This is a genomic window from Streptomyces sp. NPDC091377 (genome assembly GCF_044757045.1).
Classification (GTDB): Bacteria; Actinomycetota; Actinomycetes; order Streptomycetales; family Streptomycetaceae; genus Streptomyces.
Map to the genome: position 1 here is coordinate 52,558 of NZ_JBIVUE010000004.1, position 21,942 is coordinate 74,499.

The window sequence follows — 21,942 nt, forward strand, 5'->3', positions numbered from 1 at the left end:
AGGGAAGGAGAGGGGAGAGACGGGAAGAGGAGGGAAGGGAGGGGAGGGGCGAGGGTGCAGATGTGCCAGGAAGAGGGGGTCAGCCAGGCGTCGGTGCCGCCGTTCGGGCGCGCAGGGCCCGCCGTTCGGCGGTACGCGCCGCCTGCTTGGCGGGGTCGGCGACGAGGGTGGAGGCCAGCAGGGTCCGGGTGTAGGGGTGCGTCGGGGAGTCGTAGACCTCGGTGGCGGGGCCGTACTCCAGGAGTTCACCGAGGCGCAGTACGCCGATCTCGTCGCTCACATGCCGTACGACCTCCAGGTCGTGGGCGATGAAGAGATAGCTGACGCCCAGGTCGCGCTGGAGTTCCTGGAGCAGGTTGATGACCTGGCTCTGGGTGGAGACGTCCAGCGCGGAGACCGGCTCGTCGCAGACGATCAGCCGGGGGCGCGGGGCCAGGGCCCGCGCGATGGCGACGCGCTGGCGCTGGCCGCCGGAGAGTTCGTGCGGGTAGCGGTCGGCCTGGTGCGGGGCGAGTCCTACGCGGTCCAGCGCCGCCGCGGTCTCCCGCTCCCGTTCGGCCCGGCCCATGGGGCGGTGCCGGGTGAGCGCCTGGCCGAGGGTGTCGGCGACGGACTGCCGGGGGTTGAGGGAGGACAGCGGGTCCTGGAAGACGACCTGCACGTCCCGGTGGAAGGCGAGCGGCGTACGGTTGCCGAAGCCGCTGATGTCCTGGCCGTCGAAGACGATCCGGCCCGCGGAGACGGGCGCGAGCCGCAGCACGGCCCGTCCGATGCTGCTCTTGCCGGAGCCGGACTCACCGACCAGACCGAGGGTGCGGCCCGCGCCGATGGTGAAACTGACGTCCCGTACGGCGGTGAAGGTCTTGGCCTTGCCGGACATGCTCCGGCCCAGCCGGTAGGCGACACTCAGGTGCTCCACGGAGAGCAGCGGGGCCCCGGCCGACGCCGCGGCGGTCTGCTCGGCGGCGCTCATCGGGCACCCACCAGCTGGAGTTCGCCGCCGCGGACGCAGCGCGCGCCGCGTTCGTCGAGGGCGACGGCGCCGGTGCGGCAGAGGTCGGTGGCGTACCGGCAGCGGGGATGGAAGCGGCAGCCGGCCGGCCAGTCCCAGGCGGGCGGCACCCGGCCGGGGATGGTCGGCAGCGGCTCGCCGTCGGCCCCGGCGTGCGGCACGGCCGCCAGCAGGGCCTCGGTGTACGGATGCCGGGGCCGGGCGAACGCGTCCTCGACCGTGCGCTGTTCCACGATCTGACCGGCGTACATGACGGCGATCCGGTCGCAGCTGTCGGCCACCACCCCCAGGTCGTGGGTGATGATCAGCAGGGACATGGAGAGCCGTTCCCGCAGCGAGGCCAGCAGATCGAGCACCTGGGCCTGGATGGTGACGTCCAGGGCGGTGGTCGGCTCGTCGGCGATGAGGAGTTCCGGGTCGCAGGCGAGGGCGCCCGCGATGACGACCCGCTGGGCCATGCCGCCGGAGAACTGGTGCGGATAGTCCTTCAGCCGCTCGCGCGGCCGGTCCACGCCGACCAGGTCGAGGAGTTCGGCCGCCCGCTCGGTGGCCTCCTGGAGGGAGACGTCGCGGTGGGCGCGGATGGCGTCGGTGAGCTGACGGCCCACCGTGTGGACGGGCGACAGGGCGGAGATCGGGTCCTGGAAGACCATGCCCACCCGCAGCCCGCGCACCTTGCGCAGGTTCTCGCCGCGCAGCCCGGTGAGTTCGGTGTCCCCGAGCCGGACCGTGCCGGAGGTGACGGTGACGCCCCGGGGCAGCAGGCCGAGGATCGCGGACGCGGTGATGGACTTGCCGCAGCCCGACTCGCCCACCAGGCCGAAGGTCTCGCCGCGCCGGATGTGGAAGGTGACCCCGGAGGCGAGTTCGGAGCCCTGCGGGTCGGCGACCGTCAGGCCCTCGACGCTGAGCAGCACATCCTCCGGGAGGGAGGGGATGTGGTCGGCCGGGGCCGCCGCCGGGCCGCTCCGCCCGGAGCCGCCCTTCGGGCGCGGACCCGACGGGCCGCCCCTGCGGGGCGAGGCCGCGTCGCGCAGACCGTCGCCGAGCAGGTTGAACACCAGCACGCTCAGGGTGAGCGCCGCGCCCGGCAGGATCGCCAGCAGCGGATGGTCCACCACGTGCTGGCGGGAGGCGTCGAGCATGGCGCCCCAGCTCACCTGGGACGAGTCGACGCCGACCCCGAGGAAGCTGAGGGTCGCCTCGATGAGCAGGGCGGTGCCCGCCGCGATGGACGCCTGCACGATGAGCGGCGCGGACACGTTCGGCAGCACCTGCCGGAACATGATGGCCGAGCGGCGCAGTCCCAGGACCCGGGCGGCGTCGACGTAGAGCCGCTCCCGCTCGGCGAGGACGACGGCGCGGGTGATGCGCATGAAGCTGACGGCGAAGACCAGGCCGACGGCGAGCATCGCGTTGCCGAGGCCGTTGCCGAGGACGGCGACCAGGGCGAGGGCCAGCAGCAGTGCGGGGATGGACTGCATGACGTCGGCGACGCGCATGCCGATCCGGTCCCACCAGCCGCCCCGGTAGCCCACGAAGAGGCCGACGCAGACGCCGAGCACCAGACCGATGGCGACGCTCTGGGTGCTGGCGAGCAGCGCGGTGCGGGTGCCGTAGAGCAGTCGCGAGAGGGTGTCGCGGCCGAGGTCGTCGGTGCCGAGCCAGTGGTCGCCGCTGGGGCCCTGGAGCTTGTCCTGGACCTCGGGGTGCAGTGGGTCGTACGGCGCGAGCAGCGGCGCGGCCAGGGCGATCAGCGCCTGGAGGGCCAGCAGGGTGAGGCAGAACAGGGTGAGGGGCCGGCCCAGCACCCGGCGCAGGGCCCGGCCCCGCTGCCGGGGCGACGCCGACTCGGCACCGCCGGGACCACCAGGGCCGCCAGGGGCGCCGGGGCCGCCGGGGCCGCCGGGAAGTGCGGCCCGCGCGTCGGCGGCGAGGGCGGGGGCGCCGGTGACCGCGCCCGGGGAGGTCTCGCTCACTGGGGTCTCACCTTCGGGTTGATCACGCCGTACAGCAGGTCGGCCGCCAGATTGACCAGCAGCACGATGACCGCCACCAGGACGATGGAGCCCTGGAGCACCGGATAGTCGGCGCGTACGACGCTGTCGATGAGGAGCGTCCCGAGGCCCGGGACCGCGAAGATGCGTTCGATGACGAAGCTGGCGGCCACCAGCACCGACATCTGGATGGCGATGACCGCGAGCACCGGGACCATCGCGTTCTTGACCGCGTACCGCAGCACGATCCGCCGTCTGCGGATGCCGCGGGCCAGCAGGGTCTGCACGAACGGCGAGTCCAGGGCGTCGATCATCGCGCTGCGGGTCTGCCGGGCGATGACCGCGGCCGTGTGGGAGCCGAGCGCCACGGCCGGCAGGATCATCCCGGTGAACCAGGCGCCCGGATCCTCCAGGAACGGGGTGTAGCCGACCACCGGCAGCCAGCCGAGCTGCACCGCGAAGACCAGCACCAGCAGCAGCGCCAGCCAGAAGCTGGGCACCGCGAGGCCGAGCGCGACCAGCACGGTCAGCAGCCGGTCGGCCGCCGAACCCGGGCGCAGCGCGCCCAGGATGCCCAGCGGCACGCCCGCCAGCAGCGCCAGCGCCATGCCCGCCACGGCCAGCGACAGGGTGATGCCGATCCCGGTGGACAGGGACTCGGAGACCGGGGTCCCGGTGTAGAGGGACGAGCCGAGATCGGCGGTGACGGCGCCGCCCAGCCAGCTCGCGTACTGCTCGGCGACCGGCCGGTCCAGACCGAGCTGGGCGCTGAGGGCGGCCTTGTCGGCGGCCGGGGCACCCTCGCCCAGGATCTGCGCCACCGGGTCGGTGGGCGTCAGATGGACGAGGGTGAACACGAACGCCGAGACCAGGAAGAGGGTGGGCAGCGCGGAGAGCAGCCGCTGGACGACGAACTTGGTCATGGCCTGGCGCTCGTCTCGGCCGAGCCGTCGTCCAGGACCCGGGACCGCACCCGGCGCGTCGCCCGGCCCGCCGCCACCGGGTCCAGGTCCGTGAGACGGCCGCCGCGCTTGCGTACCTTGCCGCCCACGACGACGGTGTCGACGTCGCCGGGGTGCGTCTGGAGCACCACGTGGGCGGCCGGGTCGCCGAGGGCCCTGCCGTAGGGCTCGGTGTCCACCAGGATGAGATCGGCGTAGCAGCCGGGCGCGAGCCGGCCCAGTTCGTCGCCGAGTCCCAGCGAGCGGGCCGCGTTGACGGTGGCGTACTCCAGCATGTGGCGGGGCTCGATCAGCGGCAGACCCGGGCGGCGGGCCAGCGGATAGCGGCCGGCCTCCCGCTCCTCGGCGGCGTCGACGTTGCGCATCAGCAGATATGTCAGGCGCATCGCCGCGAACAGGTCGATGGCGACCCGGGCGTGGGTGTCGATGCCGAGGCTGGAGCAGACGCCGGCGCGGTGGGCGCGGTTGAGGACGGTCATGGACCGGCCGCCGCCGAACTCGCCCTCGGGGGTGAAGGAGATCCCGCCGCCGCAGGCGGCCAGCAGCTCCAGTTCCTCGTCGTCGGCCGCGTTGGCGTGCGCGGGCAGGATGTCCTCGTCCAGCAGCCCCCGTTCGTGCAGGGCGCGGATCTGGCCCGCCGGGTTCTGGTGGACCGTCATCCGCAGGCCCAGTTCACGGGCCAGCTCCACCTCGGTGGCGGTGCGCTCCAGATCGCCGTACTCCAGGGAGGACAGGGCGAGGCCGAGGCGCAGCAGCCCGCTGTCGCCGACGTGCGCGCTCAGCTCCCGTACGTGCTCCAGCCGCCAGGCGTGGTCCGCGGGCGGGGCGTCGAAGCTGCCGAGCATGCCGTACGCCCACAGCACCCGCTGCCCGGTGGCCGCGTGTGCCCGGAGTCCGGCCTCGGCGGCCTGCGGGGACATCACGTTGTGGCAGAAGTCGAGGACGCCGGTCACCCCGCTGTCGAGCATCTGCACGGAGCCCGCGAAGGTGGCGTCGTGGATGTCGTCGGGGGTGAAGTTCTCGCGCAGCCGGAAGACCCGGTTCTGGTAGTCGTCGAAGGTCCAGCCGTCCGCGTACTTGCCCTTCAGCGGGGTCTGCCAGGCGTGCATGTGGGTGTCGATGAGACCGGGCAGGGCGATCATGCCGCGGGCGTCGACGGTCTCGGCGCCGGGCGCGGACAGGTCCGGGCCGACGGCGGTGATCCGGTCCCCGGTGACCAGGACGTCCGCCCGCTCGAAGTCCCCGAGGGCCGGGTCCATGGTGAGCACGGTCGCGTCGCGGATCAGCAGGGTGGGCCCCGCCTCGTGCGCGGTCGGCCCCGGGGCGGTGGTGGTCTCAGGCACGGCTGACTCCCTGGGGGTCGAAGGAGGTGACGGGCAGTTCGGCGAAGGGCGCGGCGGTGTGCACGACCCGTCCGCCGACGACGGTGAGGACGGACTCGATGCGCGGGATCAGCTCCTGCTCGACCGTCAGGTAGTCGTCGCTGAGCACGGCCAGGTCGGCGAGGAGCCCCGGCTCCAGCCGGCCCCGCTCGTCCTCCTCGAAGCTGAACCAGGCGCCCGAGGCGGTGTAGCCGCGCAGCGCCTCCGCACGGCTGAGCAGATGGTGCGGGGCGAGGGTCGGGGTGCCCTGGACGGTGAGTCCGTCGAGGAACCAGGCGATCGTGGCCCACGGGTTGTACGACGCCACCCGCATCGCGTCCGAGCCGAGACCGGTCGGCACCCCGCGCTCCAGCAGGGTCCGTAGCGGCGGCGCCTCGGCGACGGTCTTCTCGCCCCAGATCGCCAGCGCCTCCTCGCCCTGGAAGCGGTACAGGCCCTGGGCGAGGACCCCGGCGCCGAGCGCGGCGATCCGCTCGACGTCGGCCGCGGTGAGCGGCTCGGCGTGCACGAGCGCCCAGCGCAGCGGGGCGATGTCGTGCTCGGCGTGCGCCTCCTCCCAGGCGGTGAGCACCGCGTCGATGGTGGCGTGCTGGTGGGCGTGGGTGTGCACGGTCCAGCGGTTGCGGGCGAGTTCGCCGAAGATCTCGCGGAACCGGGCGCGGATGTCGTCGTCGATCTCCACCGGGTGGGCGATCTTGTCGACGGTGGCGTACAGGATCACCTCGCCGACGCCGATCACCCGCAGCAGTCCGTCACCGACGTCGAGCGGGGTGAAGCGCTGGTATCCGGCGAGGTCGGCGGTCTCGGTCCCGGCGCGTTCGGCGTGCACGGCGAGCCGGGTGCGTAGGGTGAGTTCGCCGCGCCGCCAGGTCTCGCGGATCGCGGGGTAGGCGGCGGGGCCGCTGTTGAAGCCGCCGCCGTCGATGGCGCCGGTGATGCCGAGCCGGTTCAGGGCGCGGGACATCTCGGCGGTGGAGGCGACCTGCTCCTCGAAGCCGGGGGCGGGCATCCGCCGGTAGAACCACTCCATGAGCGGGGTGCCGTTGACCTTGCCGGTCAGCTCGCCGTCCGGGCCGGTCTCGAACGCCGTGGCGGAGAAGCCCTGTCCGGTCAGCTCGCGCACCAGGGCGTGGTCGACACCGAGTTCGCGCATGGCGGCGGTGTTGAGGACGGCCCAGTCGTACAGGAACTGCACATACACGGGGTGGTCGGGCGCGGCGGCGTCCAGTTCGGCCCGGCTGGGGCCCCGGTTCTCCGGGAACTGCGCGGGGTGCCAGCCGCCGATGACGCGGATCCAGCTGCCCTTCGGGCGGTCGGCGGCGCGGGCGCCGATGGCGGCGAGACCGCTGGCGAGGGAGCGCTCGTCCTCCCAGCGGACCTCGTCCCGCCAGGTGCGGCCGGCCCGGACGACATGGACGTGGGAGTCGATCAGGCCGGGGACGACCCGCCGCCCGCGCAGGTCGACCACGGTGGTGCCGGGACCGGCGAGGCGGCTGATCTCCTCGCTGGAGCCGGTGGCGGAGATCCGGTCCCCGGTGACGGCCAGGGCCGCCACCTCGGCGTCCAGGGGCGCGTCGGACATCGTGGTGATCCGGCCGTTGACCAGCACCAGGTCGGGGTGGGCGTGCGGGGAGGGCGAACTGCTCATGGGTGGCTGTCTCCATGGGGTACGGGAACGGGGGCCGCGGGGGGTGGGACGGCGGCGCGCGGGACACGGCCCGCCCCGCGGGATCGGCGGGGGCGAGGGGTGAGGGCGTCCGCGCGGGGGGCGCTGGAACGAGGGGTGGCGAGGGATAGCGAGGGGTAGCGAGGGATGGCGAGGGGTGGGGTGGGCGCGGGCGGGGTCAGTCCCCGACGCGGGCCTCCTTGTAGCGGAAGACCGCCACCTCGTGCTCGGTCGAGACGATGTTGTCGACGTTCTTGGGGTTGTAGGCCCAGAAGCCGGAGTAGTCGAAGTAACCGCAGTCCAGGGCCTCTTCGTCGACGACCGAGGACAGCTCGCGCCAGGCGGCCTCCTGCTGCTCCGGCGTCTTCGCGTCCAGCCCGTCCTGCACGGCGGCCTCCAGCCGGGGGTACTCGACGCGCTGCGGGTTGCTCGACGCGTCCGGCGCGAACTTGCGGACGTAGTAGTCGTAGGGGCCGGAGCGGGCGCCGTCGGAGAGGATGGCGGCGGGGTACTTGCCGCTCTGGTACACGCTGAGGAACTGCGGGAAGTTGGGTGTCTCCAGCTCCACCTCGACGCCGATGGCCGACATCTGGCTGCGGAACAGCTCGGCGATGGTGCGCTGGGTGTCGTAGCTGATCAGGGTGAACTTGCGCTTGCCGCCGCCGAGTTCGCCCATCAGCTGCTTGGCCTTGTCGACGTCGTACGGATAGCCCTTGAGCGCGGGGTCGAATCCGGACTGGCCCTCGGTGAAGCGCTGGGCGGGCACCTCGCCCTTGCCGCCGAGCGCCGCGTCCACGTAGTCCTGCGGATTCATGGCGTGGCAGACGGCCTGGCGGAACTTCTTGTCCTTGAAGACGCCCTTCATGTCGTACATCTGGAGGTGCCAGAGCACCGACGGGAACCAGGTGGAGGCGAGCCCCTCCTTCTCCGCCCGGTCGGCCAGCGCCGGGGTGGTCCAGGCGACGTCGATCTGTCCGGCGCGCAGCGCGTTGTAGAGGCTGTCGGGGTCGTTGATCTGGGTGACCTCGACACGCGAGGGGCCGACGGACTTCTTGTCGTAGTACCGGTCGAAGGCGGTGACGACGGTGCGCAGTCCCTTCACCGACGCCTTGGCGTCGTACTTCCAGGGGCCGGTGCCGACGCCCTTGGTCTTCCAGTCGCCGTCGGCGAGCGCCTGGGGCGAGACCATGTACATCCCGAGCCGGGCCAGGTTGTTGAGGAGCGCGGGCGCGGGCCGCTTGAGGTCGATCCGGACATGCGTGGCGTCGACGGCGGTGGCGGACTTCATCGCGGAGAGCTGGCTGCGGTACTGGCTCGGTGTGGTGCTGATCCGCTGGAGGTTGGTGACCACGGCCTCGGCGTCGAACGGGGTGCCGTCGTGGAAGAGGACGCCCGACCGCAGCGTCAGTTCGATGCTCTGCGGGGTCTGCTTCCACGCGGTGGCGAGCTGGGGCCGCAGGGTGGAGCCGTCCTCGGCGAGGCCGATCAGCGACTCGTACACCAGGGAGGTGTACGTCGCGTTCTGCTTGGTGACCGTCTCCCAGTCGTCGAACTGCTGGTTGGTGCCGAACCTGAGCGTGCCGCCGGAGCCCTTGCCGGCGGACCCGGTGCCGTCGCCGGTACCACCGCCCCCGCCGCCGCAGGCGGCCAGGGTGACGGCGAGGGCGGTGGCGAGCACCGTCCCGCCCACCGCGCGGGGCCGGCGTCGGGGGAATCCTGCTGCTGACCGGGGCGCGGGCCCGGGTCTGGCGTTGTCTGACACGGCGAGGACCTCCACAGGACTGCGGGGGCGTCGGAAGCGACGCGCTGTGCGTCATAGTGGACGCATCGTGCAGGATTGTTGTCAAGGGTTGGACTTCTCCGTCTTGGAAATCCCCTAGTCAGGGCCACTAATGGGAAACCAGAGGGAATATCGCCCTCGATCTCTGTTCACTATCCTGTGCACGGCTGTACAGTCCTGTGCAGTCCGCTACCGTTGTCCCGTGCGTGCACGCCCATCCACCGACCAGGAGGCGCGATGAAGACCGAGGGGGGCAGCCTCGAACTCGGTGTGAGGCTCAGAAGGGTCCGCGCCGAACGCGGCCTGTCCCTGCGGGAGTTGGGCAAGCTCGCCGGATGCTCGGCCAGCCTCATCTCCCAGGTCGAACGCGGCCAGACGGCCCCGTCCGCCGGGGTGATCTACGGTCTGGCCAACGCGCTGGACATCCCCCTGGAGTACCTCTTCGGCACCGGCGGCGCCGACGAGGTGCCCGAGGCCGGCGGCGGCCCCCGCACCCGCTCCCCCTTCGCGACCGCGTCCGGCACGGTGAACGGCAGCCGCGACGGCACGGGCGCCGGGACCTGGGACGGCGCGGGGGCCCGGGACGGCGGAGGGGGCCGGTCGGGCGGCGGGCCCCAGGTCCCCGGGGCACCGTCGGGCCCCGCGCTGGCCCCCGCGACCGGCACCGTCGTGCAGCGCGCCGCCGACCGGCGCACCATCGACCTCGCCAGCGGGGTCCGCTGGGAGCGGCTCACCCCGCAGCAGGACGCCCGGGTGGACTTCCTGGAGGTCGTCTACGCCCCCTACGGCCGCTCCACCGACAGCCGCGCGCCCATCCGCCACGAGGGCCGCGAGTACCAGCTCGTCCTCACCGGCACCCTCCACGCCGACATCGGCTTCGAGACCTACGTCCTGGAGGCCGGCGACTCCCTCGCCTTCGACTCCGCCACCCCGCACCAGTACCGCAACATGACCGACGGCGAGGTGCGGGTGGTGTCGGTGGTCGTCCATGCCCTCACTCCGTGAGGGGGGCGGCGGTGGGGGCGCGGGTCGGGGGTGGTGGGGGTGACTGGGGCGGTGAGGTGACGGGGCCTTCGCGCGCCGCCTGTCGCCCCGCCGTCTGCCGTCCCGCGGTCTCTCGCCCTGCCGCCTGTCGCCCTGCCGTCCCTCGCCCCGCCTGTCGCCCCGCCGTCCGTCGCCCCGTGGTCTCTCGCCCCGCTGTCCGTCGCCCCGCCGTCCCTCGCCCCGCCGTCCGTCACTCCGCCTTGCGGAACACCGCCGACATCCCGTCGCCCGTGTCCGGGGCCAGCCGGCCCGGGGTCTCCGGGGCGAGCAGCCCGATCCGGGTGGCCAGCTCCCGGCCGTGCACATCCACGGCGGCCTCGATCAGCCCCGCCAGCGCGTCCAGCGCGCCCCGGCCGCGGGAGCGGGCCACGGCCGCGCAGCCCACGGCGGCCAGCGCGGCCGGCCACCACCAGCAGGCCAGCAGCGCGTAGCCCACGGCCCAGGCGGCGAGCCGGGCGGCGGCGCCGAAGGAGTCATGGGCCGACTGGATCTGGCGGACGGCGGGTTCGGGCAGCACCAGCCACAGCCGGGGCCACAGCACCGCGAGGTCCACCCCGTAGGCGGCCTCCACCCGGTCGGCCGCCGCCTGCATCCGGTCCCCGTACCAGGTGGGCCGGGACGGCTCGCGCAGCGCTATCCGGTCCCGGGCCTCGGTGAGGTCCTGGATCCGGGCGAGCACGCCGCCCGGGACCAGTACGGCACCGTCCGGCCCGTCGCCGGTGTACGCGATCCGGCCGACGGCCTCGGTCACCTCGGTGTCCCGCTCCCGCCACCTGCGGGCCCGGCGTCCGGTCAGCGCCCGGGACAGCGGGTCCCGGCCGGGGCGCAGCCAGTACCGCTCGACCGCCCCGCCGACGCACTGCGCGGTCAGGGACGCGGCGGTCGCGGTGAGCAGCACCAGCGCGACCAGCAGGGCGGCGGTGCCGGTGCGGTCGAGGGCGGGCCGGCCCGCGAGGTCGTCCAGGGTGCCGCGCAGCCGGTCGACGTCGGCCCAGTGGCGTTGACCGAGGGTGCCGCCGACGGCCGCGGCGGCGAGGAAGAGGGCGCCGGGCAGGACGAGCAGATTGAGCCAGCGCTCGGTGAGTTTGCCGCCCAGGGTGGCGAGGAGCGGGTTCATGACGCCGGGGTCACCCGGCCGAGCCCAGCCGGCCCTTGCGCATCCGGGTGCCGTGGAGGGCGCAGGGCGGGGCGGGCAGCAGATCGCGGGCGCGTTCGACCCGGGTACAGCCGGACGGACCCGGGCAGACGGCCACCTTGAGGTGCGGTGAGACGCCGGGGGCGGTGACGCCGCGGGCCCCGTTGACGAGGCCGCGCGCGTCGGTGGTGCGGCGCAGCGCGGTGTCCAGGGCGAGGTAGGCGGCGGCGAGTTCGGCCGTGGACGCGTCCGAGGCCAGCAGCGCCCGTACCGCCTCCGCGGCCTCCCGTACCGCGGGCTGCCGCAGATCCCGCGGCGAACCGAGCAGCACACACAGCGCCGCCGCGGCACGCTTGTCCGGCCAGGGGATCTCGGGTGATGCCGTCATGGGTCAAGTGTGCCGGAGAAACGGCGGAGTTGAGGGCGGCTCGCTGGCGTGGCGGTGCGACGTCGGCGTGCTGGGTCGGTGGTTCGATGGAGTGTGGCGGGCCCTGGTACGGGGAGAGCGGCACGACAGGAACGGCGGGGTGCGGGAGACGGTGCGAGGTCAGGCATGGGGTGGCCAGGGGGCGGACGACCGGTGGGACCGGGGGAGCGGGCGCGGACGTGGAGGGCAGGGGGAGGGGGAGGAGGGTGAGCAGGGGCACGGGATCGAGTACGCGTACGCACCGGGCGACCTGGACGCCCATGACCGGAACCGGTACCTCGCGGCGATCCGCGCCCGGCTCCGCCGGGCCGTGACCCCCGGGGGAAGGGTGGACGCGGCCGTGGTCCTCGGCGGGGCGGCCGACGCCGAACTGCGGGGCCTGCTACGGGCCGTGGACCCCCGTACGGATCCGGAGGCCCGGCACACGGCCGGCTGGCTCTGCGCCGCGCGGGCGGCGGCCGACCCGGGGCGGTCCGCCCTGCACGGGTCCATGGCCGGGATCCTGCTCTTCCCGGTGTGGGCGGCCGACCCGGGGGATGCCGAGCTGGTGCCGCCCGAGCTGGCGGCGGCCTGGGCCGCCACGGACGCCGCCCTGCGTCCCGACCCGGCGGACGCGGACGGCCCCGCCGAGTGGGCCGCCCAGTGCGTGGCCCATCTGCTCGTGCTGGAGGGGCGGCAGCACACGCCACCGTCGGACGCCTCCGCGCACGACCGCAAGCTCCACGAGATGGCCGCCTGGATGGCGTACGCCCTGCCGCTGCCGCGGGAGAACCGGCTCCTGACCGCGATCGGCGCCGGGAGCCTGGCCGTCCTCGCGACACCGGAGTACCACCCCGCGTACCCGGACCGGCGCGACGACCTGGCCCGTGCGCTGGCCCTCAAGGGAGGGCCCTGGCCGTTCGGCGAACTGCTCGACGGGGACCCCGTCCGGCTCGCGTACCGGGCCCTCAAGAGCCTCCCGCCGGACTCCCCGGAGCGGCTGCGGGCCCTCGCCGCCCTGGGCGCCCGGCTGGAAGAGCGCTACGCGCGGTCCTACGACCCGGAGGACCTGGACGAGGCGGCCGGTCTCGCCCGGGAGGTGCTGGCCCAACTGCCGCCCGGTGACCCCCGGTTGCCGGAGAGCCTCGGCGCCCTGGGCAGTGCGCTGATCCTGCTGCGCCACCGGGACGGCGCCACCCCGGAGCAGTGCGACGAGGTGGTGGACATCTGCCGCCGGGCCAGGCCGGGCCATCCGGAGGGCCCCGCGCCGACCGGGCACCGGCTCGCCCTCGCCCTGCTGCTGCGCTCCCAGCACACCGGCCGGGTGACGGACCTGGACGAGGCGGTCACCGTCCTCACCGAGACCCTCACCGAGGCCCGCACCCCGACGGAGACCACGATCCTGCGCAACCTGCTGGGCAACGCCCTGCGGGCCCGCGCCGCCATGACCGGCGCCAAGGAGGACCTGGACGCGGCGGCGGCCACGATCGCACTCGCCCCGGACGCTCCGGGTTCCCCAAGCCTCCCGGGCCACCCAAGCCTCCAGGGCCACCCAAGCCTCCCGGGCCACCCAGGCCCCACGAACACCTCTGCTCCCTCCAACCCCTCGAACCCCTCCAACCCCCACGACCCCCAGAGCCCCCACGACCTCCAGAACCCCCAGAACCCCCCGGAAGGCGCCCTCCTCAGCCGTGCTCTGATCCTCCACGCCCGCTACAAGCGGGACCCCGTCGTTCATGCGGGGGATCTCGATGAGGCGTCGCGGTTGCTGCGGCAGGTCGGGGCGGTGACGCCGCTCGGCAGTCCGGACCGGCCGTCGGTGCTGCATCATCTCGGTGTCGTCCTCACCGCCGGCCACGAGCGCTCGGGGGACGCGGAGGTGCTGAACGAGGCCGTGCGAGTGCTCCGCGAGGCGGTGGCGCTCACGCCCGAGGGGCACGAGGTGCTCGGGTTACGGCTGCTCAACCTCTCCGTCGCGCTCAGCCTGCGCTACCAGCGCACCGAGGACGCCGCCGACCTGAGGGAGGCCCGGGAGTGCCGTCAGCGGGCCGCCGCCCTGCCCGCGATGGGCCGCGCCCACCACGCGGCGGTGGTCGGCTCGGCCGGCCTGAGCCTGCTCACCGGCATCGACCGGGCCACCGATCGTGCCGCCCAACTGGAGGAGTGCGTACGGCTGTTGAGGGAGGCCCTCGCCCTCACCCCCGACGGCGACCCGCAGCTGCCCAAGCGCCGCCACAACCTCGCCGCCGCCCTGCTCACCCAGGCCGACACCACCCGGCACGTCGGCCCCGTCCGTGAGGCGCAGGAACTGGCCGACGCCGTGGTCGCCGTGCTGCCCGCGCACTCCCCGGACCTCCCCCGCGCCCTCACCCTGGCGGCGGACGCCCGCACCCACGGCGCCCGTATGCTGCCCTCCCGGACCGCCCGCGACGAGGCGGTCGCCCTGCTGCGCCGGGCCGTCACCGTCACCCCCGCCGGCCACCCCCTGCGCGCTCAGCGGACGAGCAACCTCGCCGCCATGCTCCGCCACCGGGGCCCGGCCCGCCACGGCGACCGCACCGCCCTCACCGAGGTCGCCGACCTGTACCGCGAGGCCGCCGGGGAAGAGCGCTGCCCCCCGCTCGCCCGTCTGGACGCCGCCCGCGACTGGGGTGACGTACGGGCCGGACTCGGCGACTGGGAAGGCGCGTTGGACGGCTATGTCACGGCCGTCGACCTGCTGCCCGCCGTCGCGCCCCGCCATCTGGTCCGCGACGACCAGGAGTTCCTGCTCGGCCGCACCGTCGGCCTCGGCGCCGCGGCGGCGGCCTGCGCCGTCCGACAGGGGCGCCCCGGCCTCGCGGTGGGTCTCCTGGAACAGGCCAGAGGCGTCCTGCTCTCCCACGCCTTCGACGCCGACAGCGACCTCACCCGCCTCCGCGAGCGGGCCCCCGCCCTCGCGGCCCGCTTCGAGGAACTCCGCGAGGCCCTGGACACGGCCACGAGCGGCCAGGAGTTCACCGAGGGTGGCGAGGGCGCCGACCGCAGGCAGCGCCTCGCCGCCGAGTGGCGCGAACTCATCGCCCGTGTCCGGGCCGAGCACCCCGGCCTCGGCCTGCTGCGGCCGGTACGGGAGTGGGACGAGCGGGAGGTGCGGGCCACGGCCGCCGAGGGGCCGGTGATCCTGGTCAACGTGGCGCCGTACGGCAGTGACGCCCTGGTCGTCACCGACCGGTCCGTCGACGCCGTACCCCTGCCCGGACTGGACCCGGCGACGGCGGCCCGGCGCAGGCGGGCCTTCCAGGACGCGCTCCTGCGGATCCAGGACCCCCGCACCACCCGCAAGGCCGCCCACCGCGCCCAACGCGAGGTACGGGACACCCTCGGCTGGCTGTGGGAGACCGTCACCGGCCCGGTCCTCGCCCGGCTCCCCGGGGCGGGCCGCGTCTGGTGGTCGCCCGCCGGACTCCTCGGCACGCTCCCGCTGCACGCGGCGGCCCCCGCCGACGGGGGTCCCGGCGCGCTCGACCGGGTGGTGTCGTCGTACACCCCCACCCTGCGCACCCTGCACCACGCCCGGCGCCGGGCCGCCCGCCCGGCCGACACCGCCGGCGGAACCCTGGTGGTCAGCGTCCCGGACGCGGCCGGCCAGACCCCGCTGCCCGGGGCCGGGCACGAGGCCGCGCGGCTCGCCGAACGGCTGCCCGGCGCCGTCCTCCTGAAGGACGCCGACGCCACCCACACCACCGTCGTCGCGGCCCTGCACCGGCACGCCTACGCGCACTTCGCCTGCCACGCCTTCGGCGATCTGGACCGGCCCTCCGGCAGCAGGCTCGTCCTGCACGACCACACCCACCACCCCCTGACCGTCCGCGACCTGGCCCGGCTGCGGCTGCCGTCGGTACGGCTCGCCTACCTCTCCGCCTGCGACACCCTGCGCACCAGCCCCGAACTCGCCGACGAGGCCGTCCATATCGTCAGCGCGTTCCAGATGGCCGGATTCCCCCATGTCATCGGCTCGCTCTGGCACGTGGACGATGTCATCGGCGCCCAGGTGGCGCTCCAGGTGTACGAGACCCTGCACCGGGGCGACGGCACCCTCGCCGTGACCCGTACCGCCGAGGCCCTCCACCACGCCGTACGCACCCTGCGCGACACCTACCCGCACACCCCCAGCCTGTGGGCCTGCCAGGTGCACGCGGGCCCGTGAACCGGGCGCCGAAACCGCGTTCAGCGCTCCGCGAGCAGCCCGGCGTCATGGGCGAGCACGGCGGCCTGGACGCGGTTGGCGCAGCCGGTGCGGGTGAGGATCCGGCTGATGTGCGCCTTGACCGTGCCGGCGCTCAGATACAGCCGGCCCGCGATCTCGGCGTTGGACAGCCCCGTGCCGAGCAGGCGCAGCACCTCGCGCTCGACCGGGGTCAGTTCCTCGATCCTGAGCCGGGCGGCCTCGGCCTCCCGCCCGGACCGCACGTGCTGGTCGAGGAGTCGCCGGGTGATCCTCGGCGCCAGCACCGGCTCACCCCCGGCGGCGAGCCGCACGGCCCGGATCAGTTCCTCGGGGCCCGTGTCCTTGAGGAGGAACCCGCTCGCCCCGGCCCGCAGCGCCCGGGTCACGCCGGCCTCCTCGCCGAACGCGGTCAGCATCACCACCCGGGTGCGCGGCGAGAGCCGGGTGATGGAATCGGCCGCCGCGACCCCGTCCGCCGTCGGCATCCGGAGGTCGAGCAGGGCCACGTCGATCTCGTGCGTGCGGCACGCCACGACCGCCTCCCGGCCGTCCCCCGCCTCCGCCACCACCTCGATGTCGTCGGCGTGCTCCAGGATCAGCCGGATGCCCGCGCGCATCAACGCCTCGTCGTCGGCGACCAGGACTCGGATCATCAGGTCATCCTAGGACCGCTCCGGACGCCCCTGCCGTGACAGGGTCATCACCGCATCACCGCGTCACCGCCACCACGAGCAGCGCGACCAGGAAGCCCGCCGTGGGCAGGACGACGACCAAGGCCGCGCAGCCCGCCCCCAGCACCCGCGGCCAGGTCAGGATCTCGGCCGACAGCGGCGCGTGGACCTCCTCCAGCGCCACGGCCCCCGCACGGCCCGCCTCCATCGGCACGGGGCCGGGAGGCGTCCGGTGCTCGGCCCGGGGCAGCCACGCCGCCAGCCGGAACCCGCCACCCGGCAGCGGGCCCGCCGCGAACGTGCCGCCGAGCAGCGAGATCCGCTCCTGGCAGCCGGCCAGCCCACTGCGATTGCCGCCGCGGGACGGGCCGCTGAAGGACGGCACCGCGTTGGTGACGGACACCGCGATCCCCTCGCCCGCCGCCCCGACCTCCACCCGGGTCGGCGCCCCGGACGCGTGCTTCAGTACGTTCGTCAGCCCCTCGCGCACGACCCGGTGGATCGCCTGCCGGGTCCGGGCCGGCACCTCGGCCGGGTCCGGGACGGACCAGTCCAGCTCCACGGCGCTGCCCGTCCGCCGGGCCTCCGCCACCAGCGCCGCGATGTCCTCCCGCGTCCCCCGCTCCTCCGCCCCCGAGCCCGCCGCCGCGCCCGCCGGATCGTCCGGGTCGGCGAGATGCTCGTGCCGCAGCACGTCGAGGATCTCCCGCAGTTCGTCCAGGGCCGTACGCGTCGTCGTACGGAGCAGCTCGGCCCGCCCGGTGAGGTCCGGGGCCTGTTCGGCGGTGGCGAGCTGGAGCGCCCCGGCGTGCACGGAGATCAGGCTGAGCCGGTGGCCCAGCAGATCGTGCATCTCGCCCGCGATCCGGTTCCGTTCCTCGGCCCGGGCCGCGGTGGCGGTCAGCGCCCGGGCCCGCTCCAGATAGGCGTTGCGCTCCCGCAGCAGACTGACCAGGGGCCGCCGTCGCCCCAGCAGGGTTCCGGCCACGGCGGGCAGCACCAGCAGCAGTACCGCGGAGAGGGCCTGACCTGCCGGCTCCGTCGACGGGTCGGCGGAGAGCAGCAGCACGCGCGCCACGGACAGCGCCATGACGAGCGCGCACCCCGCCCCGACCGCCCGCCAGGCCCGCGCGGGCGGCGCCAGCCGACGGGTCGCGGACAGCACGAGGAAGGCCACCACCGGCAGGGTCCAGACGTTGTCCCCCATCACCATCAGGGACCCGCCCAGCACCACGACCAGCGGCCGGAGCCGGCGGACGGCGACCAGGAGCCCCACCCACACCGCCTCCAGCACCGCCGACACCAGGTGCTCCGCCGGGACCAGCGTCAGCGGCACCAGGCACAGGACCGCCGTCAGGGCACCGGTCGTCGCGTCGCGGGCGACGGCGCGCGGGCCGGCCGCGTGCCACTCGGCCCGGCTCACGGTCACCTCACGGCGCACCCGCGCCCAGCTCACCCGCACGCGCCCACCCTGCCGCACGGCCCGAACGGCGGTGTCACAGGGGTCACGCCGCCCACCGGCCGCACAACTCCGCCCGCAGCGCGTCCCGGTCCGCGCCCCCGGCGCGCAACAGCCGCTCCACGTCCGGCTCCGCCGCTTCGAGCAGCGCGACGAGCAGATGGACCGTACCGACCGTCTCCGAACCGTGCTCCGCCGCCCGCAGCCGCGCGACCGCGACGACCCGCTCCGAGGCCCCGGACAGCCACGGCTCCTCATGACCGGACGCCCCGGCATCCCCTGCCTCCCCGGCCCCTCTGGCCTCCCCGGCCTCCCCGGCCTGCCCGGAACCAGTCCCCGCCCCGGACACCGCCGGGGCGACCGGTCCGGCCGGAGTCACGGCCGACGCCGCCCGCACCAGCGCCGTCTGCCGTACGCCGTGCCGCCGCAGCAGCGCCGCCGCCCGGTTCACGTCCGCGAGGCTCCCGGAGAGGGTGTGCCCGGCGACCGACAGACCCCGGTCCAGGGCGAGGACACCGAGCAGCAGATCCGCCGGTTCCGCCGTGTCCCGCCCCCGCCGTACCGCCTGCCGTACGGCCTCGGCGGAGACCGCGGCGACGACCGGGGAGCCGTTCAGGGCCGAGCCGAAGGCCCAGGAGGTCAGCGCGCGGGTCAGCCGGTTGCCGCTCTTGCCCACGGTTCCCGAGCGGCGCAGCAGGGTGACGCCCTGCGACTCCGGCCGCTCGCTCTCCCGGGGCGCGGCAGCGTCCACGGCGTCGAGCGCCGCCGAGGCGGCCTCCAGGTCCAGCCGTTCCAGCGTCATGGCCTCCCGCGCCCTGGTCCCGGGCCGGTCCAGCAGGGCGCGGGCCACCTGCCGGCAGCGCACGGAGACCGTGCCCTCGGCGCGGGCCAGCGCGAACGCGTCCAGCAGACAGGCGCGCAGCGCCCCGGTCATCGCGGGTACGTCCCGGTCGACCTTCTTGGCCGCGCCGCGCAGGCCGAGCCCGTACCGCCACAGCGCCTCGCGCCACACGGCGTCGACCTCCGACGCGGCGGCCCCGTCGTCCTCCCGCTCCCCGTCCTCGGGGGCCGGGTCGTCGCTCACCCACCCGACCCCGGCGTACGCGAGGATCCGGCCGGCCAGCGAGCCGGCCGTCCGCATGCCCGGCGCGAGCGCGTCACCGGCCGGGGAGTCCCCGGACACCAGCTCCCCCAGCAGGGTGTCCGTACCGACGTCCGGCCACTCGCTCCGCACCGCCCGCCGCGCCGTCGCCACCAGCAACTCCACGACGTCCGGCTCGAACTCCGTGGTCGCCCCCGCACCCGTCTCACGCTGGTCCATCAGTCATCCCCAAGAGGTAGAAGCACGGTCCCTGTCCCGTTTCACGCTAGGTGCCCCCGCGCCCGGGAACGGCGTCCGATCGTCCACACCCGCGGTCCGATCGGCCAGGTTCCCGAGCCGCCCGGCAAGACGGGGCCCCGAGCCCGGGGGTTCCTCGGGCCGCCCGCGGACGGATCGGGTCCGGCGTTATCCGGCCACCTCGCCCCACTGCACCGTCCGGTCGCACCAGCGGTCCAGCAGGACCTGGTCGTGGCCGACGGCCAGCAGTCCGGCGCCGGTCTCGGAGCGGTACTCCTCCACCGCTCTGACCAGCGCCGCCGTGGTGGACGCGTCCAGCATGGCGGTCATCTCGTCGCACACCAGCCAGCGCGGGCGCAGCACCAGGGCGCGGGCCAGGCAGGCGCGTTGGAGCTGGCCGTCGCTGACCTCGTGGGGGCGGCGGCCGAGGAGGTCGGGGGTGAGGCCGACCGCCGGGACGAGCGCGGCGATCCGCTCGGGGATGTCCGCCGCGCGGCCCGTGGCGCGCAGGGGCTCGGCGATCAGGTCCGTCAGGCGCAGCCGGGGGTCGGCGGAGAGCCGGGGCTGCTGGAACACCACGCCGATCGCGGTGCGCTGGGCGCGCGGGGCCCAGTGCCGCCAGCCCAGCACCCGGCTGCCGTCGAGGACGACCGTGCCCGCGTCGGGGCGGTGCAGCAGTGCCGCCACCCGGGCCAGGGTGGACTTGCCGCAGCCGCTCGGGCCGAGCAGCCCGACGGCCCGGCCCGGTTCGACGGTCAGGGAGGCGTTCCGCACGACCGGGGCCCGCTTGACGTATCCGGCGGTGATGGCACGCAGCTCAAGCACGGAGATCCTCCGGTACGTACGGATGATGACAGGCAGCCCCCATGGCTCCCGTAGCCCCCATGGCCCCCGTGGCTCCCGTAGCCCCCGTGGCTCCCGTGGCCTCTGTGGCTCCTACGGCCGTCCCGGCCGCCCCGGACCCCTCGGCCCCCGGAGCGCCTACCGCCGGAACCGCCGGAACCGCCGGAACCGCCGGCCCCCGCAGTGCCGGCAGCACCCCGCACGCCCCGCTCTCCCGCTCGCACCGTGGCGCGAACGCGCAGCCCTCCGGCAGTGCGCTCAGTTCCGGTGGCAGACCCGGGATCGGCGTGAACGCGCGGTCGGGGAGGGCGTCGAGCAGCCCCCGGCTGTACGGGTGGCGGGGGCCGGGGGTGCCGAAGAACGTGGCGGCCTCGGTGAGTTCCACGATCCGGCCCGCGTACATCACCGCCACCCGGTCCGCGATCCGTTCCGCCGCCGCCAGGTCATGCGTGATGACCAGCAGCGCCCGTCCGCCGCCGCCGTCCACATGGCGGCGCAGTTCGTCCACCGTGTGGTCGACGAGGTCGCGGTCGAGGCCGGTGGTGGGCTCGTCGGCGAGCAGCAGCGGGGCCTCGCCGACCAGGGCGAGGGCGGTGGCCGCGCGCTGGGCGAGGCCGCCGGAGAGTTCGTGCGGATGCCGGTCGAGATGGTCCGCGGGGAACGCCGCCCGCCCGGCCGCCTTCTCCGCCGCCCCGCGCACCGCGGCCCGGCCCCGGACGCCCTTCAGCGCCGCGACCGTCTCCTCCAGCTGGGAGCGGACCCGGCGCACGGGCGTCAGATGCGCCGCCGGGCTCTGTGGGATCAGCCCGACCATCCGGCCCCGTACCGCGCGGGCGAGGGTGCGCTCGTCGGCGGTGAGCAGGTCCAGCGCGCCGAGCCGGGCCTCGCCCGCCGTCTCGGCGTTGCCCGGGAGCAGCCCGAGCAGCGCGGAGGCCAGCACGGACTTGCCGCAGCCGCTCTCCCCGACCAGCGCCAGACACTCCCCGGCCGCCACGTCGAAGTGCGCGTCGGACACCGCCGCGACCCGCCCCCCGCCCGGCATCAGGAACCGGACCGAGAGCCCGCGCACGGACAGCACCGGCGCCCCCGGGGCCGTTGCGCCTCTGAGGTCGTCGCTCACAGCATCAGCTCCGATCGCCGCCGGGGGTTGATCCGCTCCCGCCACGCCCCCGCGAGCCCCGCGATGGCGAGGGTGGGGACGATGATGAACAGGCCGGGGAAGAGGGTGGGCCACCAGTCCCCGGCCAGCAGCGAACTGCGGGCGCCCTGGACGAGGGTGCCCAGACTGGCCGTGTGGGTGGGCAGACCGAGGCCGAGGAAGGACAGCGCCGACTCGTGCCACATGGCGTGCGGCACCATCAGCACGGCCGCGAGCCCCGCCTGCGGCAGTACGGCGGGCAGCAGATGCCGTACGGTCACCCGCAGGCGTGAGGCCCCGCCGGACACGGCGGCGTCGATGTAGGGCCGGGAGCGCAGGGAGAGCACCTCGGCGCGCACGATACGGGCGGTGGACAGCCAGTGGGTGAGCGCCACCGAGATCACCACGGGCCACACCCCCGGCCGGAACATGGCGACGATGAAGATGCCGAGCAGCAGATGCGGCACGGACGCGAGGGTGTCGACCACCCGCATCAGCGCCCGGTCGAACCAGCCGCCCAGCGCCCCGGCCGCCGCCCCGACGGCGGTGCCGATCACGGTCGCCGTGAGCGCCGCCGCCAGCCCCACCAGCAGCGAGACCCGCAGCCCGTACACACAGCGCAGCAGCAGGTCCCGGCCGACGTCGTCGGTGCCGAACGGGTGCGCCCAGCTGGGCGGTTCGAGCTTCGCGGCGAGGTCCACGGCCTGCTGGTCGAGCTGGACCAGCGGCGGTACCAGCAGCACGGCGAGGACGGTCACCGTCACCACGGTCGCGGAGACCCGGATCCGCACGGCCCGGGTGGAGCGCCGCTTCCCGCCGTACGACCGCCAGACCGGCTCCGTGCCCTGCCCCGTGCCCTGCCCCGTGCCTTGCCCTGTGCCCTTCTCCACCGGTGTCC

The 21,942-nt window shown here is 75.0% G+C and carries 16 protein-coding genes; 2 read left to right on the forward strand and 14 right to left on the reverse strand.

Translation table 11 applies throughout. The annotated features are described in order from the left end of the window. Positions 1 to 79 precede the first annotated feature (79 nt). The 6 genes from ACIQNG_RS10655 to ACIQNG_RS10680 form a co-directional block, all read right to left on the reverse strand. Positions 80 to 973, reverse strand: a complete 894-nt coding sequence (locus tag ACIQNG_RS10655; protein ID WP_401425522.1) for an ATP-binding cassette domain-containing protein — start codon at positions 971 to 973, stop codon at positions 80 to 82. Further along, the gene (locus tag ACIQNG_RS10660) at positions 970 to 2,991 is read right to left on the reverse strand and encodes a dipeptide/oligopeptide/nickel ABC transporter permease/ATP-binding protein (protein WP_401483967.1); all 2,022 of its coding nucleotides are present in this window, start codon (positions 2,989 to 2,991) and stop codon (positions 970 to 972) included. The genes ACIQNG_RS10655 and ACIQNG_RS10660 overlap by 4 nt, the downstream gene beginning before the upstream one ends. Further along, positions 2,988 to 3,932 (reverse strand): ABC transporter permease, encoded by a 945-nt coding sequence (locus tag ACIQNG_RS10665; RefSeq protein WP_401425526.1) that lies wholly within the window; start codon positions 3,930 to 3,932, stop codon positions 2,988 to 2,990. The genes ACIQNG_RS10660 and ACIQNG_RS10665 overlap by 4 nt, the downstream gene beginning before the upstream one ends. Continuing rightward, entirely contained in the window at positions 3,929 to 5,314 is a 1,386-nt protein-coding gene (locus tag ACIQNG_RS10670; RefSeq protein ID WP_401483969.1) for an amidohydrolase family protein, read from the reverse strand. Before ACIQNG_RS10670 ends, ACIQNG_RS10665 begins: the two co-directional genes overlap by 4 nt. Further along, positions 5,307 to 7,001, reverse strand: a complete 1,695-nt coding sequence (locus tag ACIQNG_RS10675; protein WP_401483971.1) for an amidohydrolase — start codon at positions 6,999 to 7,001, stop codon at positions 5,307 to 5,309. The genes ACIQNG_RS10670 and ACIQNG_RS10675 overlap by 8 nt, the downstream gene beginning before the upstream one ends. A gap of 196 nt (positions 7,002 to 7,197) precedes the next feature. After that, positions 7,198 to 8,697 carry an ABC transporter substrate-binding protein gene (locus ACIQNG_RS10680; protein WP_401425533.1) on the reverse strand — a complete coding sequence of 500 codons (1,500 nt, stop codon included), beginning with the start codon at positions 8,695 to 8,697 and terminating at the stop codon, positions 7,198 to 7,200. Positions 8,698 to 9,036: 339 nt separating this feature from the next. Here ACIQNG_RS10680 and ACIQNG_RS10685 point away from each other — a divergent pair, with 339 nt between their 5' ends. Then, complete coding sequence (locus ACIQNG_RS10685) at positions 9,037 to 9,804, forward strand: helix-turn-helix domain-containing protein (protein ID WP_401425535.1); 768 nt, start codon at positions 9,037 to 9,039, stop codon at positions 9,802 to 9,804. 229 nt (positions 9,805 to 10,033) lie between these two features. Here ACIQNG_RS10685 and ACIQNG_RS10690 read toward each other — a convergent pair whose 3' ends face one another. Beyond that, positions 10,034 to 10,960, reverse strand: coding sequence for a hypothetical protein (locus tag ACIQNG_RS10690; protein WP_401483973.1), 927 nt, complete (start codon positions 10,958 to 10,960; stop codon positions 10,034 to 10,036). A gap of 10 nt (positions 10,961 to 10,970) precedes the next feature. After that, positions 10,971 to 11,366: a hypothetical protein gene (locus ACIQNG_RS10695; RefSeq protein ID WP_401483975.1), complete on the reverse strand. Its 396-nt coding sequence runs from the start codon at positions 11,364 to 11,366 to the stop codon at positions 10,971 to 10,973. 139 nt (positions 11,367 to 11,505) lie between these two features. Between ACIQNG_RS10695 and ACIQNG_RS10700 the strand changes: the two genes are divergently transcribed. After that, positions 11,506 to 15,573, forward strand: a complete 4,068-nt coding sequence (locus ACIQNG_RS10700) for a CHAT domain-containing protein (protein WP_401483977.1) — start codon at positions 11,506 to 11,508, stop codon at positions 15,571 to 15,573. 20 nt (positions 15,574 to 15,593) lie between these two features. Here the strand turns inward: ACIQNG_RS10700 and ACIQNG_RS10705 are convergent, their stop codons facing one another. The 6 genes from ACIQNG_RS10705 to ACIQNG_RS10730 all read right to left on the reverse strand — a co-directional run bounded on the left by ACIQNG_RS10705 (position 15,594) and on the right by ACIQNG_RS10730 (position 21,934). Continuing rightward, a complete protein-coding gene (locus ACIQNG_RS10705; RefSeq protein ID WP_401483978.1) occupies positions 15,594 to 16,247 on the reverse strand; it encodes a response regulator in 654 nt (217 codons plus the stop codon). A 55-nt stretch (positions 16,248 to 16,302) separates the two neighbouring features. Then, a complete protein-coding gene (locus ACIQNG_RS10710) occupies positions 16,303 to 17,727 on the reverse strand; it encodes a sensor histidine kinase (RefSeq protein ID WP_401483980.1) in 1,425 nt (474 codons plus the stop codon). 43 nt (positions 17,728 to 17,770) lie between these two features. Continuing rightward, positions 17,771 to 19,045: a Clp protease N-terminal domain-containing protein gene (locus tag ACIQNG_RS10715; protein WP_401483981.1), complete on the reverse strand. Its 1,275-nt coding sequence runs from the start codon at positions 19,043 to 19,045 to the stop codon at positions 17,771 to 17,773. Between the two features lie 186 nt (positions 19,046 to 19,231). Continuing rightward, positions 19,232 to 19,888, reverse strand: a complete 657-nt coding sequence (locus ACIQNG_RS10720; RefSeq protein WP_401425552.1) for an ABC transporter ATP-binding protein — start codon at positions 19,886 to 19,888, stop codon at positions 19,232 to 19,234. Continuing rightward, the gene (locus ACIQNG_RS10725; RefSeq protein ID WP_401484439.1) at positions 19,881 to 20,948 is read right to left on the reverse strand and encodes an ABC transporter ATP-binding protein; all 1,068 of its coding nucleotides are present in this window, start codon (positions 20,946 to 20,948) and stop codon (positions 19,881 to 19,883) included. Before ACIQNG_RS10725 ends, ACIQNG_RS10720 begins: the two co-directional genes overlap by 8 nt. Positions 20,949 to 21,022: 74 nt before the next feature. Then, entirely contained in the window at positions 21,023 to 21,934 is a 912-nt protein-coding gene (locus tag ACIQNG_RS10730) for an ABC transporter permease (protein ID WP_401484441.1), read from the reverse strand. Between the last annotated feature and the right edge of the window lie 8 nt (positions 21,935 to 21,942).

Excerpts from the sequence above, each read along its gene's own strand:
- ACIQNG_RS10675 (WP_401483971.1), bottom strand. The coding sequence starts at position 7,001 with ATGAGCAGTTCGCCCTCCCCGCACGCCCACCCCGACCTGGTGCTGGTC.
- ACIQNG_RS10665 (WP_401425526.1), bottom strand. The coding sequence starts at position 3,932 with ATGACCAAGTTCGTCGTCCAGCGGCTGCTCTCCGCGCTGCCCACCCTC.
- ACIQNG_RS10705 (WP_401483978.1), bottom strand. The coding sequence starts at position 16,247 with ATGATCCGAGTCCTGGTCGCCGACGACGAGGCGTTGATGCGCGCGGGC.
- ACIQNG_RS10725 (WP_401484439.1), bottom strand. The coding sequence starts at position 20,948 with ATGCCGGGCGGGGGGCGGGTCGCGGCGGTGTCCGACGCGCACTTCGAC.
- ACIQNG_RS10685 (WP_401425535.1), top strand. The coding sequence starts at position 9,037 with ATGAAGACCGAGGGGGGCAGCCTCGAACTCGGTGTGAGGCTCAGAAGG.
- ACIQNG_RS10715 (WP_401483981.1), bottom strand. The coding sequence starts at position 19,045 with ATGGACCAGCGTGAGACGGGTGCGGGGGCGACCACGGAGTTCGAGCCG.
- ACIQNG_RS10690 (WP_401483973.1), bottom strand. The coding sequence starts at position 10,960 with ATGAACCCGCTCCTCGCCACCCTGGGCGGCAAACTCACCGAGCGCTGG.
- ACIQNG_RS10695 (WP_401483975.1), bottom strand. The coding sequence starts at position 11,366 with ATGACGGCATCACCCGAGATCCCCTGGCCGGACAAGCGTGCCGCGGCG.
- ACIQNG_RS10655 (WP_401425522.1), bottom strand. The coding sequence starts at position 973 with ATGAGCGCCGCCGAGCAGACCGCCGCGGCGTCGGCCGGGGCCCCGCTG.